Origin of the sequence: Streptomyces canus (genome assembly GCF_030815415.1) — a bacterium.
GTDB classification, from domain to species: domain Bacteria; phylum Actinomycetota; class Actinomycetes; order Streptomycetales; family Streptomycetaceae; genus Streptomyces; species Streptomyces canus_F.
The window spans coordinates 6,286,762-6,302,278 of record NZ_JAUSWW010000001.1 but is presented as its reverse complement, the minus strand read 5'-3'; the positions used below and the strand labels follow the sequence as shown (position 1 = coordinate 6,302,278).

Here is a 15,517-nt window from a genome sequence, read left to right as displayed (position 1 = left end):
ATGAACCCCGCCGACAAGCGGCCCGGCGGCGAGCTGATCCGCCTCGAGCAGGTCACCAAGCGGTTCGGGGACAACACCGTCCTGGACCATCTGGACTTCTCCGTCGAGGCCGGCAAGCACGTCACCCTCATCGGGCCCTCCGGGTCGGGCAAGACCACGATCCTGCGGCTGCTGATGACGCTGACCAAGCCCGACGAGGGGATCATCACCGTCGACGGGCAGCAGCTGTTCCCCGCGCCGGAGAAGCAGGTCCGCGAGATCCGCAAGCAGATCGGCATGGTGTTCCAGCAGTTCAACCTGTTCCCGAACATGTCGGCGCTCAGGAACATCACCGAGGCGCCCGTCACCGTCCTCGGCATGTCCAAGGACGAGGCGGAGGAGCGCGCCCGGGACCTCCTGGACCTGGTGGGCCTGGCCGACAAGTGCGACGCCCGTCCCTCCCAGCTCTCCGGCGGCCAGCAGCAGCGGGTGGCGATCGCGCGGGCGCTGGCGATGCGGCCGAAGGTGCTGCTGCTGGACGAGGTGACCTCCGCGCTGGACCCGGAGCTGGTCGCGGGCGTCCTGGACGTGCTCCGGGACATCGCCCGCACCACCGACATCACGATGCTCTGTGTGACCCACGAGATGAATTTCGCCCGGGACATCTCGGACCAGGTCCTGATGTTCGACTCCGGGCGGATCATCGAGTCCGGTCCGCCGGAGAAGATCTTCAGCGAGCCGGCGAAGGACCGGACCCGGGAATTTCTCAGCGCGGTGCTCTGACTACAAGAATTGAATCCTCCACTCCCTGAAGGGGGAGGGGATTCCTGGCTCAGGCTGCCTCCTGGAGCAGCGCTCCAGGAGGTCTTACGCCCTCAGCACCAGCCGGGTTGAGACCTGCCCGGACGAGCATGACGCGTGCGGAGTTCTTGTCCCGTGGGGACACGTTTCCGCACGCGGTGCAGGTGTAGGTGCGCTCACCCAGCGGCAGTGCGTGCTTGGCTCTCGCATCGCAGCGCGCGCAGTCCATCGTGGTGTGCGCGGGGTGTACGAGGCGGATGTCCCGCCCGTGTTTGCGGCCCATCTCGATCAGAGCGGCCTTGGTGGCGCCGATGGCGGCGTCAGCGGCCTTGCGGGCCATGGTGCTCTTGGCCAGGAAGTTCGAACGGAAGTCCTCGACCGCGATGGCGTCGTGGTCGAGGACAACCTTCTTGGCCCACTTACGACCGGTGTCCTCACGCTGCCTCGCGACCTTCTTGTGCGCCTTCGCCCGCAGTTTCTTCGCCTCGCGGTAGCCCTTCGATCCGGGCTTGCCCTTCTTCGGCTTGCGACGGGCCATCATCCGGTCGTTACCGGGTCAGCTTTGTCTGGGCCTTCTTACCGTGCCCGGCGTGCGGCAGGTCGTGCGCGTCGGACGTGGTGGTCGCCGTCTCCTTCACGCCCCAGTCGACGCCGAGCACGCGCCCGGTCTCCGGCAGGGGCTGGACCTGGGCGGGGACAACGAACGAGCAGTACCAATGCCCGACGCTGTCCTGGTACACGCGAACCGAGGACGGCTCCGCCGGCAGTTCCCGCGACCACACCACCGCCACGACGATGCCGCCCGCCAGGTGCAGCAGGCCGTCCTTCAACCGGAACCCGCGCTTCGTGTAGTTGAGCGTCGGCAGTACCTCGCGTTTGGACTTCCACTTCGGCATCCCGGCCCGGCGCGCCATGGGCAGGCGCCCTGTGATGTCCTTGTGCGCCTTGGCCCGGGACGTGCCGAAGTCGCGGATGACCTGCTGCTGGACAACCGACGAGCCCTCACGCAGCCACGGCGTACGAGTGCGGGCCTCGGTCAGCATCCTGTCGAGCTGAGCCGGGCCGCACGTGGCCTTCTGGCCGGTGGCCCTGTTGTGCAGGTGTACGGCCCTGGACTTGGCGACGCACTCGTTCCACAGCCAGCGGCATCGGTCCCACTCTGCCGCCAGGGCGGTGCGGGCGGTGGACGACACGCGCAGCCGGTAGGTGCAACGGGCATGCCCGACCTTCGCAGCCACCCTCATCTGCGCCATCTCGCCCCTCACGGTCCCCGGCCGGGACACCGTGCCGTCCCGAACCCTTGTGGACCATACGTACGACAGCCGCACAAACGCCCCCCGTTCCCACAGCCACCACCCCGACCAGCGATCACAGGCACACGCGTTCGCATCACCTCGGCAAGGGCCGACTGCCGTACGAGCGCTCCGCGCCCTGAACCGGATGCGGCGACGCTCCGCGTCGCGACAACCGGATACGACTCCTCCCCGCAAGAAAAAGGTGAAGGGCCCGATGTGCGAGGTCCCGTCACTGGGGCATGACTTTGGCATATGCCAACGGGCCAGCGCCCCTGCTGAGAGGGATGGAATATCGTCAACAGGCCCTCACTTCAAGCCTCTTGCCCGTTATCGTAGAGAGGATTAGCTGTCCGGATTACGGCCCCAGTTGTAGAGCGACTGAGCGCAGGGGGAACACCGTGGCGCTGAAGCACGAGCCGACCGCGCCGAACCACTCGGCCCAGGACGCGCTGCGCGTCCTGGAGGCCGTGGCGCGGCACACCACCGGAGTCACCGATACCGAGCTCGCCAAGCAGACCGACATCGACCCGGAGCGCCTGACCACGCTCCTGCTGATGCTGCGCCGCGAGGGCTACGTCGAGCAGGTCGCCGACGGCGCGTACGTCACGGGGGACGCGCTGACCCGCCTCGGCTCCGCGCACGACCGTGAGCAGGCCTTGCGCGAGACGCTCCAGCGCACGCTGGACCGGCTGCGCGACTCGGTCGGCGCGGCCGTCTATCTCAGCCGTTACGTGGACGGCGAGGTCACCATCACCCAGTACGCGGACGGGCCCACGACCCCGGTGGTCAACGAGTGGGTCGACTTCCGCTACTCCGCCCACGCCACCGCGCTCGGCAAGAGCCTGCTGGGCCAGCTGGACAACAACAGCCGCCGCGACCACCTCTCCCGGCACAAGATGGCCCGCCTCACCTCGCGGACCATCACCAGCGACAAGCTCCTGCTGTCCCGCCTGGAGTCCCAGCCACCGACGGTGCCCCACCTCGACCTCCAGGAGTACGCGGTGGGCACGGTCTGCGCGGCCGTCCCGATCACCGCGGGCTCGTCGGTGGGCTGCCTGGCCCTCTCCCTCCCCGTCGAGCACGCCCACCGGCTCCGCCAGGCGGCGGACGCCCTAAACAGGAACGCGGCCCCGGTACTGCTGAGCCTCGCCATCTGAGGACCGCCCACCGGTGGTCAAAAGCACGCCCCAGGACCGGGTACTATTTTCTTCGTCGCCGGCCGCGAGGCAAGAAAATGCAGCTGGCGAGAGTCATGCGCCGCTAGCTCAGTTGGTTAGAGCAGCTGACTCTTAATCAGCGGGTCCGGGGTTCGAGTCCCTGGCGGCGCACTTCAGAAGGGCCTCTCGTGGGAGCGAGGGGCCCTTCGGCATGACGCCGCTGCTCCCTCGCGCCACAGGCACAGCTGGGGGTGCGCCCGGCAGCGGCCGGGGGTCCGGGGGTTGTCCCCCGGGGGATGCAGCATCAGCGGGTCCGGGGTTCGAGTCCCTGGCGGCGCACTTCAGAAGGGCCTCTCGTGGGAGCGAGGGGCCCTTCGGCATGACGCCGCTGCTCCCTCGCGCCACAGGCACAGCTGGGGATGCGCCCGGCAGCGGCCCGGGGTCCGGGGGTTGTCCCCCGGGGGATGCAGCATCAGCGGGTCCGGGGTTCGAGTCCCTGGCGGCGCACTTCAGAAGGGCCTCTCGTGGGAGCGAGGGGTCCTTCGATGTCTTGGGGGGTCAGTTTCCGGTAGGTCGGCTCGCCGGGTGGGCGCCACCAGACCGGGTCGGTGCAGCGGAAGCCTTCTCTGCGCAGCAGGGCACGGTGGATCTTGTTCGTCGCCGTGACCGGCATCCGGTCCACGACCCGGACGAACCGGGGCGCCATCTTCGTCCCGAGGTCGGGCTGCGCGGCCAGAAACGCGGCGAACCGCTCCGGTTCGAAGCTCCCGGCGATCGCCGCCATCACCTGGTCCCCGGTCACCGGATCCGGCACCGCGTAGACGGCGACGGCGCCGGCGCCCTCGTATCGCGCGAGGATGTTCTCGATCATCGCGGCGGCCAGGTTCTCGCTGTCGACGCGCAGCCGGTCGTCCGTACGGCCCGCGAAATAGAGGTAGCCGTCGGAGTCCCGGCAGAACAGGTCCCCCGTCCAGTACCAGCCGTCCCGCCGCCGCTCTCCCTCCGCCTCCGGATTCCGCCAGTAGCCCTCGAAGGGGTTCGGCCCCTGGTTGACCAGCTCCCCTATCGCCTCGTCGCCGTTGAGCAGCCGCCCGGCCGCGTCGAACAGGGCCGCCGGGCACTCCTTGCGCGACTCCGGATCGAGGACGACGAGCCCGGGCCCCGCCCGTCCGACGGCTCCGGACGGCGTGCCGGGCGACCACTGCACGGCCGCCCCGCCCTCCGAGGACCCGTACCCCTCCACCAACCGCACCCCGAACCGCCGCTCGAAGGCCGCGGCGTCCACGGCCCCGGCCTCGGTGCCGAAGCCCATGCGGAGCGGATTGTCCCGGTCGTCGTCGCGCTCCGGGGTGGCCAGGAGGTACTGCACGGCCCGGCCCACATACGTGAAGTACGTCGCCCGGTAGCGCCGTACGTCCGCGAGGAACCCCGACGCCGAGAACCGCCGCCGCAGCGCGACCCCCGCCCCGGCCGCGAGCGCGGGGGCCCAGTCGGCGATCACCGCGTTGCCGTGGAACATCGGCATGCAGATGTAGTGGACGTCCTCGGGCCCGACCCCGAACTGGTCGGCCAGCGCGCGCCCCGCGGCGGCCAGTCGGCCCTGTGTGCAGATCGCGGCTTTGGGCGCGCCGGTGGAGCCCGAGGTGAAGTAGAGGAGGAGGCGGTCGCCCGGAGCGGCGGCGGAGGCGTCCGGTCGGGCGTCGGCGTACGGCGCGAGCAGGGCGTCGTACTCCTCGGTGCCGGTCACCAGCAGCTGGACACCCGGTAGTTCGAGGCCCTCCAGCAGAGGCAGCTGGGCCGGCTCGGTGACCAGGACGCGGCATTCGGTGTGCAGGATGTCGCGGGCCAGTTCGGGGCCGCGGCGGGTGGGGTTGATGCCGGCGACGGCGGCGCGGGCGAGGGCGGCCGCGCTCAACCAGAGGGGATATTCAGGGGTGTTGTCGAGGAGGACGCCGATATGGGCGCCCGGCGGCAGCGAGTCGGTCAGCAGTGCCGCCCGGGCCGCGGCGGCGGCCGCGACCTGGTGATGGGTGAGCGTCCGTTCCTCGAACCACAGTCCCGGCCGGTGATCGTCCCACCGGGCGGCGACGAGTTCCGCGACCGTGCGCCTGTTGGACTCCATGGCGACGCACGGTAGTTGATGGACCGTCAGATGTGGAGACCCGTGAGGTCATGGGGTCACGGGGTCAGCGTCACGCCGTCCACGACGACGGTGTTGGTGGTGTCGTCGACATCGTCGCCGAAGCCGAACTCGTCGGACATCGCGTGAAACGTGACCATGAAGCCGACGCAGAACACCACGAACACCCCGAGGAACGCCAGGATGCCCACAGTGGACGCCGCCAGCCTGCCACGCTGCGGCGGCTTGGCCGTGGCGACCACGTTCTGGCCCTCGGCGTAGTGGATGGTGACGAAGTCGCCCTCGAGGTTGGTCGCCGGCCCGTTCTCCTCCTCGAAGCGGACCGTGCGGCCGTCGCGGGCGGTGAACTCGTAGACATGGTGCAGCGTGGTGCTCACGGACGAGTCGCCACCGCCGCCGTGCATCGTCGTGAACACCCGCAGACAGCGCCCCTCGGCCGTCAGCCCGCTGTTCCAGGCACTGCGGATCTGCAGCGAGCGCCGCAGCACCCGGTAGGAGAGGTAGAGAACTCCGGCCAGCATGAGGCTGGGTACGAGGTAGAAGACGACGTCCATGGTGCTCCCCCGGTCAAAGTACTGATCGTGGAGGGAACGTACCCGCCGGGAGTACCGGACTGTCTCAAGTAACGCTCAGAGTTCCGGCACGGTCGTCCAGGCATACAGGATCGCGATGACGGCCGCCCCGATGAAGAACAGTCCGAACACCATGCCCGCCGTGTCCTTGCCGGGCTGCGGCTCACAAGCGGTGGCCTTCTCGGGGTCCGCGGGCGTGTAGTACACGAGGACCTCCTCGCCGCCGGCGCGGTCCCGGGGGCCGCCGCTCTCCTTGAAGCGGACCGCGAGGCCGTCGCCGGTGGTGTAGTCGTACTCGTGCCACTGCACGCGCCGGGCCACGTTGTTGACCATCTGGGTCGTGGCCCAGGCGCGTACCACCCGTGCCCGGGCGGTCAGTCCGCTCTCCCAGGCGGTTCGCCGCTCCCTGGTCCGGCGTACGAGTGCGTACCCGCCCCAGACCAGGAGGGCGATCATCAGGGGCATCACTATGTTGAAGTAGGGGTTCACGGAACGCGGACCCTACCGGAGTTGATCAGGTTGATCAGAAGGTGACGTCCGAGCAGGCGTAGAACGCGTTGCCGGTGTCCGCGATCGTCCATACCGCGAGGATCACGTGGTGGCCGCTCAGGCCCGACGGCAGGGTGCCGCTGTGGGAGAGGGTGGCCGGGGGCTGCTGGCTGTTGTACGGGACCGTGAGGAACGGGGTCAGGTTGAGGTCGGAGCGGGCGAGGTTGTGGTTCTGGTTCCAGCCCGCCTTCGTGACGTAGTACTTGAAGTCCGTGGTGGCGTGGCGTGCGGTGAACTGCCAGCGGAACGTGTAGCTCTGACCGCCCGTCACCTTGGTGGTGGGCCAGGCGCCGCCCGAGGGGGTCTTCGGCGAGCTGAGCTGGCTGAACCGGCTGTGGCCGCCGCTGCATATCGTCCCGTCGGCCGGACCGGACCCGGGGAAGCCCTTGGGGCCCTCGACGCTCTGCGGCTCCCACTGGATGTCGCCGCAGTTGGTCACGGTGCCGTTCTGACAGAGCTTCTGCCGGCTGACGGGGAGGTCGGTGTAGCCGTGTCCGCTCGCGCCGCCGGACGAGAGCACGAGGGCTCCGGCCGTGCTGAGGCCCAGCACGGCGGCGTACCACTTGGTCTTTTTGCGCATGCTGCCGCTCCCTGGAGAACGTGGGGGAAGTTCAGTGAGCCGTGCAGGTCTAGACCAAGTCCCAGATTATTGCCGTTACTTGAGCATGTCCAGACCAATCACTGCCCCGTCTCCCCCCGTCCCGCGCAGAACGCCACCGTCAAGTCCTTGACCAGCGCCTTGCGTTCGTAGTCGTCCAGTTCCACCAGGCCCCGCATGGTCAGCCGGGTCACCGTGTCCTCCACCGAGTCCACGACCGACGTCAGCACGCTCGACCGGTGCTGGGCGTCCAGCGCGGCGATCCGGCGGCGGTGCATCGCGGGGGCGACCTCCGGGGCGTACTCGACGCGTACCGGCTGCACCGAGAACACCTCCAGGCCGACCGGCCCCGCGTCCGCCGCCACCAGCCGGGTCAGCGCGTCCGTCACCGAGTCCACCGACGCCCTCGCCGAGCCCGGCGGCTCCACCGGCACCCGCGCCAGCGCCGCCTCCACGCACTCGCGCAGATACGTCTCGTGGTCCTCGACCCCCAGCGTGGCCCGCACGGTGTCCCGCACCCGCCACACCACGAGGACGACCACCCGCAGCGCGACCCCGTTGCCGTCGGCGGCCGGCATCGGCTCGCCGCGCCAGTGCCGCAGCCGGACATCGACCCGGCGGCGCAGCAGCAGCGGGTTGACCCACATCAGACCGGTGCGCCGGACCGTGCCCCGGTAGCGGCCGAAGAGGCCCAGCACCCAGGCCCGTCCGGTCCGCCCGCGCGCCAGCCCGCCGAAGCCGAACAGGCTCAGGGCACCGGCCCCGGCGTACGCGGCCCACTGAGCGGGACCGAGCCCGGCGCCGGCGTACTCCGGCAGCCGCAGCGCCTCCATCGCGAGCGGCGAGAGCAGGCCCGCCCACCACGAGGCGGCCACGCACCCGGCCGTCCCGCAGATCCCGGCGATCACCCCCGCCGAGCCGGGCAGCACCCGCGCGGGCCGCTCCACGAGGTCCGGGTCGACCTGGGCCGCGGGGCGCGGTCCGGCCGGTAGTGGGCGCCGGAAGCGCGGCTGCTCGCCGGTGCCCTGCCGGCGCCCCACGATCGCGGGGCCCAGCGGCACCGGTGCCGGGTCCGGCTCGTCGCGGAAGAGCAGGTGGACGGGGATCTCGGTGGTCACCTCGTTCTGGATGAGCCGGGCGGGCCGGGACGCGGTGGCCGTCTCGGCCGGCCCTTCGGGCTCCGGTGTCGATGAGGGGGTGTGGGAAGTGGTCGTGCTCATGCGTGCCTCCAGCCTCCGCGCCAGAAACGTCATGACAGTGGATGGGTTGTTGCGGGACAGCGGCCTACGCGAACAGCCGCCGCCAGGTCTCCGGCCCCGGATAGCCGTCCGCCGCGCCGCCCCGCCAGCCCTGGGTGCGCTGGAAGGCCTCCACGGCCCGGCGGTCCGCCTCGCCCCAGCGCGGACCGGGAGCGGTCGTGTAGTACTTGCCGAATCCCTTCTTCACCAGCTGCTTTCCGAGCAGGGTGACGTACTTGCTGCTGACGCCGGGCCGGAACACCGCCCGCCCCGGATAGCCGGACACCCCGTGCGAGGAGGGTGGCCCCGGTGCGGCGGGCGCGGCCGCCCCGGTCTCGTCGATGTCCTTGCCCTGGCCCGTCGCCAGCAGCGTCCAAGTCTGCGGCCCCGGCAGCCCGTCCGCGTCCCGGCCCTGCCAGCCCTGTGCCTGCTGGAAGGCCCGGGTGGCACGGCGGTCGGTGTCCGTCCAGCGGGGGCCCGGGCCCGAGGTGTAGTAGCGCCCGGCGCCGCGCTCGACGAGCATGCGGCCCAGCTCGGTGACGTACTTGTTGTTGGCTCCGGGGCCGAAGTAGGCGGCGCCGGGGTACGGGGCGGCCTCCGTCGGCGACGGCTCGTTCGGCTCGTTCGGCTTGTCGCTGCCCGGCGTGCCCGCCGTCAGCCCCTTGTAGCGGTAGGCGGTGTAGCGGGCCGAGTTGCTCCAGTACGCGTACGGGGTGGCCTGCTTGCGGGCGCGCGGGCGGGTCTCCTCGTAGGCGATGTAGTAGGTGTGCGTGTAGTCCGTCCAGCCGCCGAACATGACCACGTGCGAGCCCTTCTGGGGGTCCGCGGGATTGTGGAACAGCAGGATGTCGCCGGGCTGGAGATCGTCCTTGGGGATCTTCACCCCGTACTGGTCGAGGCTGCCCGTCCATTCGTTGCCCGGCAGGTTCCAGGCCATCGAGACGAAGCCCGAGCAGTCCTGCCGGTAACCGTCGGACCAGTACTCCGACATGCTGTACGGGACCTGCTCGGCGACCCAGTTCTTGGCCCGCGTGATGATCTCGGCGCGGGTGGTGGCCGGTGTCCTGATCACCGCCGGTTTGCCGCCCGGGCCGTGCAGCGGGGCCTTGCCGCCCTGCGGGGTGTCGGGCTCGTCACCTGCGGAAACGCCGGGACGGGCGGGGGCGTGCGGGGCGGCGAGGGCGGGGGCGGCGTGGCCGACGAGGACGGTGGAGGCGGCCGCGGCGAGCACGACCGCCCGGTGGGCCGCGGGGTGGGCCGCCGGGTGGCGGCCGGTGCGGGAATGCGGCAGTACGCGCCGCCAGTGAACACATCCGGGGCAGTCGCAGTCGCTCATGGGATCGAATTCCTCGAATACCGGTTCCTTGAATCCCGGAGCCTCCATGCGATTCCCCTCACACTCCAGATGGAAATGTCCGCGACTGTGCACATTCGTCAGTTTCTCAACTGTCGTCCCGACGCGCATGTTGACGGTCCGAATGATGTACGGCGACCGCTCCGCCCCTGGTGAGGCGGTCCGGAGCACTCCTAAACATCGGGTAGAGTTCTCCGGGTCAGCAGGCGCCGCTAGCTCAGTTGGTTAGAGCAGCTGACTCTTAATCAGCGGGTCCGGGGTTCGAGTCCCTGGCGGCGCACAGACAACGAAGGCCTCTCACTCAGGTGGGGGGCCTTCGTCATGGGCGGGCGAGATCTCTCCGGCGCCGCAGAGACGGCCGGGGGTCCGGGGGTTGCCCCCCGGGGGATGCAGCATCAGCGGGTCCGGGGTTCGAGTCCCTGGCGGCGCACAGACAACGAAGGCCTCTCGCGAGTGCGGGGGGCCTTCGTCATGGGCGGGCGGAATCTCTCCGGCGCCGCAGAGACGGCCGGGGGTCCGGGGGTTGCCCCCCGGGGGATGCAGCATCAGCGGGTCCGGGGTTCGAGTCCCTGGCGGCGCACAGACAACGAAGGCCTCTCGCGAGTGCGGGGGGCCTTTCGTGTTGCCGGGGGCTCGGGCGGGGGTTTACCGGGGCGGTCAAGTGGGTGATCCTTAGCGCGCGTTGGGGTCGAGGGGCGGCTCGGCGGGTGGGGGAATTGACATGTTCAGGGTGGATCTGTTGGGCTCGGTGCGGGTGCACGGCGGGGACGGTCCTGTCGACATCGGCGGGGCGCGGCTGCGGATGCTACTCGCCCGGCTCGCTCTCGAAGGCGGCCGCCCGGTCTCCGTGGACTCCCTGGTGGACGGCCTGTGGGGCGAGCAGCCCCCGGCCGACGCGGCCAACGCGCTGCAGGCCCTGGTGTCCCGGCTGCGCAAGGCCCTGCGCGGCACCGGCACGGTGGACGCCGTGGCGGGCGGCTACCGGCTCTCCGTGCAGGAAGAGGACGTGGACACGTACCGCTTCGAGGACCTGGCGGCCCAGGGCCGACACGCTCTCGCGGCAGGCCGGACCGAGGAGGCGGCACGGACGCTCACGGCCGCGCTGGGCCTGTGGCGGGGCGCGGCCCTCGCGGATGTGCTGGAGGCCCCGTTCGCGGGCGCGGCCGCCACCCGCCTCGACGAACTGCGGGCCGCGGCCGTCGAGGACCGCTTCGACGCCGAGCTGCGGGCGGGGCGGTACGCCGACGTCCTGGCCGACCTCGAGGCCGCCGGCGCGCGACGACCGTTGAGCGAGCGCCTCGCGGGCCTGCGGATGCGTGCGCTGTCGGCGGCGGGCCGCCAGTCCGATGCCCTCGCCGTCTACGAGGACCTGCGCGGCAGGCTGGGCGACGAGCTCGGCGTCGACCCGTCGGCCGAGGTGCGGGAGATCCACCTCGCGTTGCTGCGCGGCGAGTTGGAGCGCCCGGCGGCACGACCCACGAACGCCCCGAGTCGACTGCCGGCCCGGCTGACCAGCTTCGTCGGCCGCGACGGCGAACTGGACCGGCTCGCGGATCTGATGGGTTCGGCCCGTCTGGTGACCCTGGTCGGCCCGGGCGGCGCGGGCAAGACGCGGCTGTCCCTGGAGGCCGCGACGCGGGACGCCGCGCACGCCCGGGACCGCGTCCGCTTCGTGCCCCTCGCGGGTGTGAGCCGCCTCGACCAGTTGGCCGACGTGGTGCTCGGCGCGCTCAGCTCCACCGACGGCCGTTTGTACGAGGGCGGCGGGGCCCAGCAGGCCTCGGCGGTGGAGCGGACGGCGGAGCTCCTCGGCAGTGGCGACACCCTGCTTCTGATCGACAACTGCGAGCACGTCGTCGAGGAGGTCGCCGAGCTCGCCGAGCAACTCCTCGTACGCCTGCCCGAGTTGCGCATCCTCGCCACCAGCCGCGAACCCCTGGCCATCAACGGCGAGTCGCTGTTCCACCTCGGGCCCCTGGACGTCCCCACGGGGTCGCCCGAGCCGGCCGAGGCGATGGCGGCGGCCGCGGTCCGGCTGTTCGTGGACCGGGCCGCCGGGGTCCGGCAGGGGTTCACCCTCGACGAGTCGAACCTGGACGCCGTCCTGGAGATCTGCCGCCGTCTGGACGGGATGCCGCTCGCCCTGGAGCTGGCCGCGGCAAAGCTGCGGTCGATGGGCGTGGAGCAGATCGCGCGCCGCCTCGACGACCGGTTCCGGCTGCTCTCCTCCGGCAGCCGGACGGCCCTGCCGCGTCAGCGCACCCTGCTTGCGATGGTCGAGTGGAGCTGGGACCTGCTCGACGAGCCGGAGCGGATCCTCGCCCGCAGACTGTCCGCCTTCCCCGGCGGGGCGACGCTCGCGGCCCTGGAAACGGTCTGCTCGGACCCGCAGGTGCCCGCCGACGACGTCCTCTACGTGCTCGGCGCGCTGATCGAGAAGTCGCTGGTGCAGGAGGTCCGGGACGCCGACGGTGAGTCGCGCTACCGGATGCTGGACACCGTCCGCGCGTACGCGGCCCGGCGCCTGGCCGAGTCCGGCGACGACCTGACGGCCCGCTTCACGGCGTACCACCTGGCCCTGGCCCAGCGGCACGAACCGCTCCTGCGCACCGGCGCACAGCTGCGCGCCACCGCCGTCTTCGACAGCGAGCACGACAACCTCACGCACGCGCTGCGGCTCGTCCGGGAGGCCGGGGACCGGGAGACGGCGGTGCGGTTCGGTGCCGCGATGTTCTGGTACTGGGGCATCCGGGGGATGGGCAGCCGGCTCGAGACCCATCTGGCGGCCGTGGCCGACTCCGCCGCCGGACCGGCGGCCCTGGGCGGGGACTCGGCGGTGGACCGTGAGTTCCATCCCGCCGGGCTGCTCCTGCGGATGTCCCGGGTCGCCTTCGGGGGCAGCTCGCCGACGGCTGACGATCTGCTCGCCTCGTCCGATCCGTGGGTGCGGGCCAGTGCCCATCTCGCCCGGGACTTCGCGCTCACCGAGCAGGGGGACCTGGAGACCGGGGTGGCGTCGCGGATCGAGGCGCTGCGGGGCTTCGAGGCGGTGGGTGACCGGTGGGGGATCGTGCTCGCGCTGATGCCGATCGGCCGTGACCACTCGCTGCGCGGGGAGCACGCCTCGGCCATCGCGACGTTCGAACGGGCCGTCGTCCTCAGCTCCGAGCTGGGCACCGAGGACTACCTCTATCTCAGCAAGGCGCGACTCGCCCGTGAGCGGCGGCGCAGCGGAGACCTCGACGGCGCGTTCCGTGATCTGCGCGCCGCACACCGCCAGGCCAGGGAGCGCGGCCAGCTGCGGCTGGAGGCCAACATCCTGGTCGGCCTCGCCAACGCGCACCGGATGTCCGGGGACGTGGACCAGGCGAACCGGACCCTGGACCACCTGGAGGCGCTGTCCCGCCGCCGCCCCGACCTCGCGGAACTCGCCCGCGACCTGGTCGTCAGCACCCGCGTCGAGAACCACCTCGCCGAAGGCCGCGCCGCCGAGGCCCGGTCTCTGCTCCCCCGGGCGGCGGGCGCTCTCTTCGGCCAGGGCGCCGGGGCGGGCCTGGCCTGGGTCGCCGAACTCCTGGGCGGACTGCGCACCCTGGAGGGCGACCCGACCGCCGGAGCGACCGCGTTCGGGATCAGCGAGGTCATGCGCGGCGCCTTCGACGCCGGGGAGCCGGAGCTCCAGGGGCATCGCAGGCGGATGGTCGAGGCGCTGGGCGAGGAGGGGTATCGCGCGGCGTACCGGAAGGGGGCGGCCATGCCTCGGGCACAGGCGCGGGACTGGCTGGAGCGGGAGGCGCTGGGGGTGCGGGCGGTGCGGGCTCCGGTGCGGGCGGAGTAGCACGACGACGGGGTGGGCGCCGCACGTGACGTGCGGCGCCCACCCCGTCGAGCTCGGTCACCGGGTCAGCCGTTGTTCTTGCGGTAGGCGCGCATCGCCAGGGGCAGGAACACCACGACCATGCCGGCCATCCACGCCAGACTGCCCGCCAGGGGTGCGGCGACCGCGCCGTCGCCGAGGAGGCCTCGGGTGGTGTCGGCCATGAGGGAGACGGGGTTGACGTCGGACCAGGCGCGGAGCCAGCCGGACATGTCGTCGGCGGGCACGAAGACGTTGCTGGCGAAGGTGAGGGGCAGCACCAGGATGGTCATCAGGCCCTGCACGGAGCCGGGGGTCTTGGCCACCATGCCGAGCCACACCGACATCCAGGAGAAGGACATCGCGAAGGCGATGAGCAGACCGAGGGCGGCGAGCGCGGCGGGCACGGTGGTGTCGGGGCGGTACCCCATGATCAGCGCGAGGACGACCAGGGTGCCCAGGCACACGGCGTAGCGGACGAAGTCGGCGAGGACGGCGCCGATCAGCGGGGCCGAGCGGGCGATCGGCATGGAACGGAACCGGTCGAAGATCCCGGTGCTCGCGTCCGCGTTGAGGGAGACCCCGATGCCGATGCTGGCCTGGAACACGGTCATCACCATGACGCCGGGGACGATCAGCTGCACGTAGGCGTCCTGGTCGCCGCCGGAGATCGCCTTGCCGAAGAGGTAGACGAACATCAGCAGGGAGATGATCGGGGTCAGGACCACGTCGACCAGTTGGAGCGGGGAGCGCAGGAACTTGGTGGCGCCCCGCCCGCCCAGGGCCAGGCTGTGGTGGAGCGTGGGCACGAGACCGATCCGGGCCGGCTTGGCGGGGGCGGACGGCGCGGCGGTGTCGGGGGTGGTGAGGATGTCGGTGGCCATGACGATGGAGTCCTTCCGGGTGGGCAGAGTCGGGGGTCAGACGGCGGCCGGTTCGGCGGTGGCTACGGCGGGTGCGTGGCCGGTCAGGGCGAGGAACACCTCGTCCAGGCTCGGCAGCCGCAGCCCGAGCTCGTCGGCCGGGATGCCGGCGCCGTCGAGCCGGCGGGCGACCGCGGAGACCAGCAGCGGCTCGTCGGCGGGCACGGTCAGCACGCCCGACTCCTCGGCGGCGGCATGCCCGGACAGCTCGGCCAGGATCGCGGCCACCTGCGGGACGTCGGCCGGCACGGTCGGGCGGACCTGAAGGATCTGTCCGCCGACGCGGCGCTTGAGCTCCCCGGGCCGGCCCTCGGCGACCTTGCGGCCCTTGTCGAACACCGTGATGGAGTCGGCGAGCTGGTCGGCCTCCTCCAGGTACTGGGTGGTGAGCAGGACCGTGGAGCCGTCCGCGACCAGCCCCTTGACCACGTCCCAGACCTCCTGGCGGGCGTGCGGGTCGAGTCCGGTGGTGGGCTCGTCCAGGAAGAGGATCCGAGGCCGGCCCACCAGGCTCGCGGCCAGATCGAGCCGGCGGCGCATACCGCCGGAGAAGGTGGCGATGGGGCGCTTGGCGGCCTCGGTGAGCGAGAAGTTCTCCAGGAGCTCCGCGGCCCTGGTCCTCGCGTCCCGCCGGGACAGTCCGAGCAGCCGGCCGATCAGGACCAGGTTCTCGGCGCCGGACAGCGTCTCGTCCACCGAGGCGTACTGCCCGGTCAGCCCGATCAGCTGGCGTACCCGCACCGGGTCCTTGGCGATGTCGTGCCCGCCGATGGTCGCGTGGCCCGCGTCGGGCCGCAGCAGCGTGGCCAGGATGCGCACAGTGGTGGTCTTGCCGGCACCGTTGGGGCCCAGGACGCCGACGACCTTGCCGGCCGGGACCTCCAGGTCCACCCCGTCCAGGGCGGTGAAGTCCCCGTACTTCTTGACCAGCCCCTCGGCGCGGATCGCGTAGGACATCTCAACTCCTCGTCAGCTGCGTGCCGTTCTCGATGAGCGGGACTCTGCCGGGCGGCGCTGACAGGCCGCGGACATCCCGCTGACAGAGCCGGCGGGCG

11 protein-coding genes, 2 tRNA genes and 1 pseudogene are annotated in these 15,517 nt (G+C 71.5%); 5 read left to right on the top strand and 9 right to left on the bottom strand.

Annotated elements, in window-relative coordinates; all coding sequences use genetic code 11:
• On the top strand, nucleotides 1-762 hold the full coding sequence (ehuA, locus tag QF037_RS29245; RefSeq protein ID WP_307037423.1) for an ectoine/hydroxyectoine ABC transporter ATP-binding protein EhuA: 762 nt from the start codon (nucleotides 1-3) through the stop codon (nucleotides 760-762).
• 49 nt (nucleotides 763-811) lie between these two features.
• Here the strand turns inward: ehuA and QF037_RS29240 are convergent.
• Nucleotides 812-2,024 (bottom strand): annotated as a pseudogene (locus tag QF037_RS29240) (RNA-guided endonuclease InsQ/TnpB family protein).
• A gap of 449 nt (nucleotides 2,025-2,473) precedes the next feature.
• Between QF037_RS29240 and QF037_RS29235 the strand changes: the two are divergent.
• Nucleotides 2,474-3,232, top strand: a complete 759-nt coding sequence (locus QF037_RS29235; protein ID WP_307030224.1) for an IclR family transcriptional regulator — start codon at nucleotides 2,474-2,476, stop codon at nucleotides 3,230-3,232.
• Nucleotides 3,233-3,329: 97 nt separating this feature from the next.
• Nucleotides 3,330-3,403, top strand: a tRNA-Lys gene (locus tag QF037_RS29230).
• A 301-nt stretch (nucleotides 3,404-3,704) separates the two neighbouring features.
• Here the strand turns inward: QF037_RS29230 and QF037_RS29225 are convergent.
• The 6 genes from QF037_RS29225 to QF037_RS29200 all read right to left on the bottom strand — a co-directional run bounded on the left by QF037_RS29225 (nucleotide 3,705) and on the right by QF037_RS29200 (nucleotide 9,665).
• Nucleotides 3,705-5,354, bottom strand: coding sequence for an AMP-binding protein (locus tag QF037_RS29225; protein WP_307030223.1), 1,650 nt, complete (start codon nucleotides 5,352-5,354; stop codon nucleotides 3,705-3,707).
• A 56-nt stretch (nucleotides 5,355-5,410) separates the two neighbouring features.
• Entirely contained in the window at nucleotides 5,411-5,926 is a 516-nt protein-coding gene (locus QF037_RS29220) for a DUF3592 domain-containing protein (RefSeq protein WP_307030221.1), read from the bottom strand.
• A 75-nt stretch (nucleotides 5,927-6,001) separates the two neighbouring features.
• Entirely contained in the window at nucleotides 6,002-6,433 is a 432-nt protein-coding gene (locus QF037_RS29215; protein ID WP_307030218.1) for a DUF3592 domain-containing protein, read from the bottom strand.
• Between the two features lie 34 nt (nucleotides 6,434-6,467).
• Nucleotides 6,468-7,073 (bottom strand): lytic polysaccharide monooxygenase auxiliary activity family 9 protein, encoded by a 606-nt coding sequence (locus QF037_RS29210; RefSeq protein WP_307030216.1) that lies wholly within the window; start codon nucleotides 7,071-7,073, stop codon nucleotides 6,468-6,470.
• Between the two features lie 98 nt (nucleotides 7,074-7,171).
• On the bottom strand, nucleotides 7,172-8,311 hold the full coding sequence (locus QF037_RS29205) for an SPFH domain-containing protein (protein ID WP_307030214.1): 1,140 nt from the start codon (nucleotides 8,309-8,311) through the stop codon (nucleotides 7,172-7,174).
• 64 nt (nucleotides 8,312-8,375) lie between these two features.
• The gene (locus QF037_RS29200) at nucleotides 8,376-9,665 is read right to left on the bottom strand and encodes a peptidoglycan-binding protein (RefSeq protein WP_307030213.1); all 1,290 of its coding nucleotides are present in this window, start codon (nucleotides 9,663-9,665) and stop codon (nucleotides 8,376-8,378) included.
• A 224-nt stretch (nucleotides 9,666-9,889) separates the two neighbouring features.
• Here QF037_RS29200 and QF037_RS29195 point away from each other — a divergent pair.
• A tRNA-Lys gene (locus QF037_RS29195) sits at nucleotides 9,890-9,963 on the top strand.
• A 441-nt stretch (nucleotides 9,964-10,404) separates the two neighbouring features.
• On the top strand, nucleotides 10,405-13,521 hold the full coding sequence (locus tag QF037_RS29190; protein ID WP_307030211.1) for a BTAD domain-containing putative transcriptional regulator: 3,117 nt from the start codon (nucleotides 10,405-10,407) through the stop codon (nucleotides 13,519-13,521).
• Nucleotides 13,522-13,586: 65 nt separating this feature from the next.
• Here the strand turns inward: QF037_RS29190 and QF037_RS29185 are convergent, their stop codons facing one another.
• Nucleotides 13,587-14,423, bottom strand: a complete 837-nt coding sequence (locus QF037_RS29185) for an ABC transporter permease (RefSeq protein ID WP_307030208.1) — start codon at nucleotides 14,421-14,423, stop codon at nucleotides 13,587-13,589.
• A gap of 36 nt (nucleotides 14,424-14,459) precedes the next feature.
• Nucleotides 14,460-15,419: an ATP-binding cassette domain-containing protein gene (locus QF037_RS29180; protein WP_307030206.1), complete on the bottom strand. Its 960-nt coding sequence runs from the start codon at nucleotides 15,417-15,419 to the stop codon at nucleotides 14,460-14,462.
• Nucleotides 15,420-15,517 lie beyond the last annotated feature (98 nt).

Bases quoted from the DNA above. Each gene is read 5' to 3' on its own strand.
- QF037_RS29180 (WP_307030206.1), bottom strand. From the start codon at position 15,419: ATGTCCTACGCGATCCGCGCCGAGGGGCTGGTCAAGAAGTACGGGGAC.
- QF037_RS29200 (WP_307030213.1), bottom strand. From the start codon at position 9,665: ATGAGCGACTGCGACTGCCCCGGATGTGTTCACTGGCGGCGCGTACTG.
- ehuA (WP_307037423.1), top strand. From the start codon at position 1: ATGAACCCCGCCGACAAGCGGCCCGGCGGCGAGCTGATCCGCCTCGAG.
- QF037_RS29205 (WP_307030214.1), bottom strand. From the start codon at position 8,311: ATGAGCACGACCACTTCCCACACCCCCTCATCGACACCGGAGCCCGAA.
- QF037_RS29210 (WP_307030216.1), bottom strand. From the start codon at position 7,073: ATGCGCAAAAAGACCAAGTGGTACGCCGCCGTGCTGGGCCTCAGCACG.
- QF037_RS29190 (WP_307030211.1), top strand. From the start codon at position 10,405: ATGTTCAGGGTGGATCTGTTGGGCTCGGTGCGGGTGCACGGCGGGGAC.
- QF037_RS29185 (WP_307030208.1), bottom strand. From the start codon at position 14,423: ATGGCCACCGACATCCTCACCACCCCCGACACCGCCGCGCCGTCCGCC.
- QF037_RS29220 (WP_307030221.1), bottom strand. From the start codon at position 5,926: ATGGACGTCGTCTTCTACCTCGTACCCAGCCTCATGCTGGCCGGAGTT.
- QF037_RS29225 (WP_307030223.1), bottom strand. From the start codon at position 5,354: ATGGAGTCCAACAGGCGCACGGTCGCGGAACTCGTCGCCGCCCGGTGG.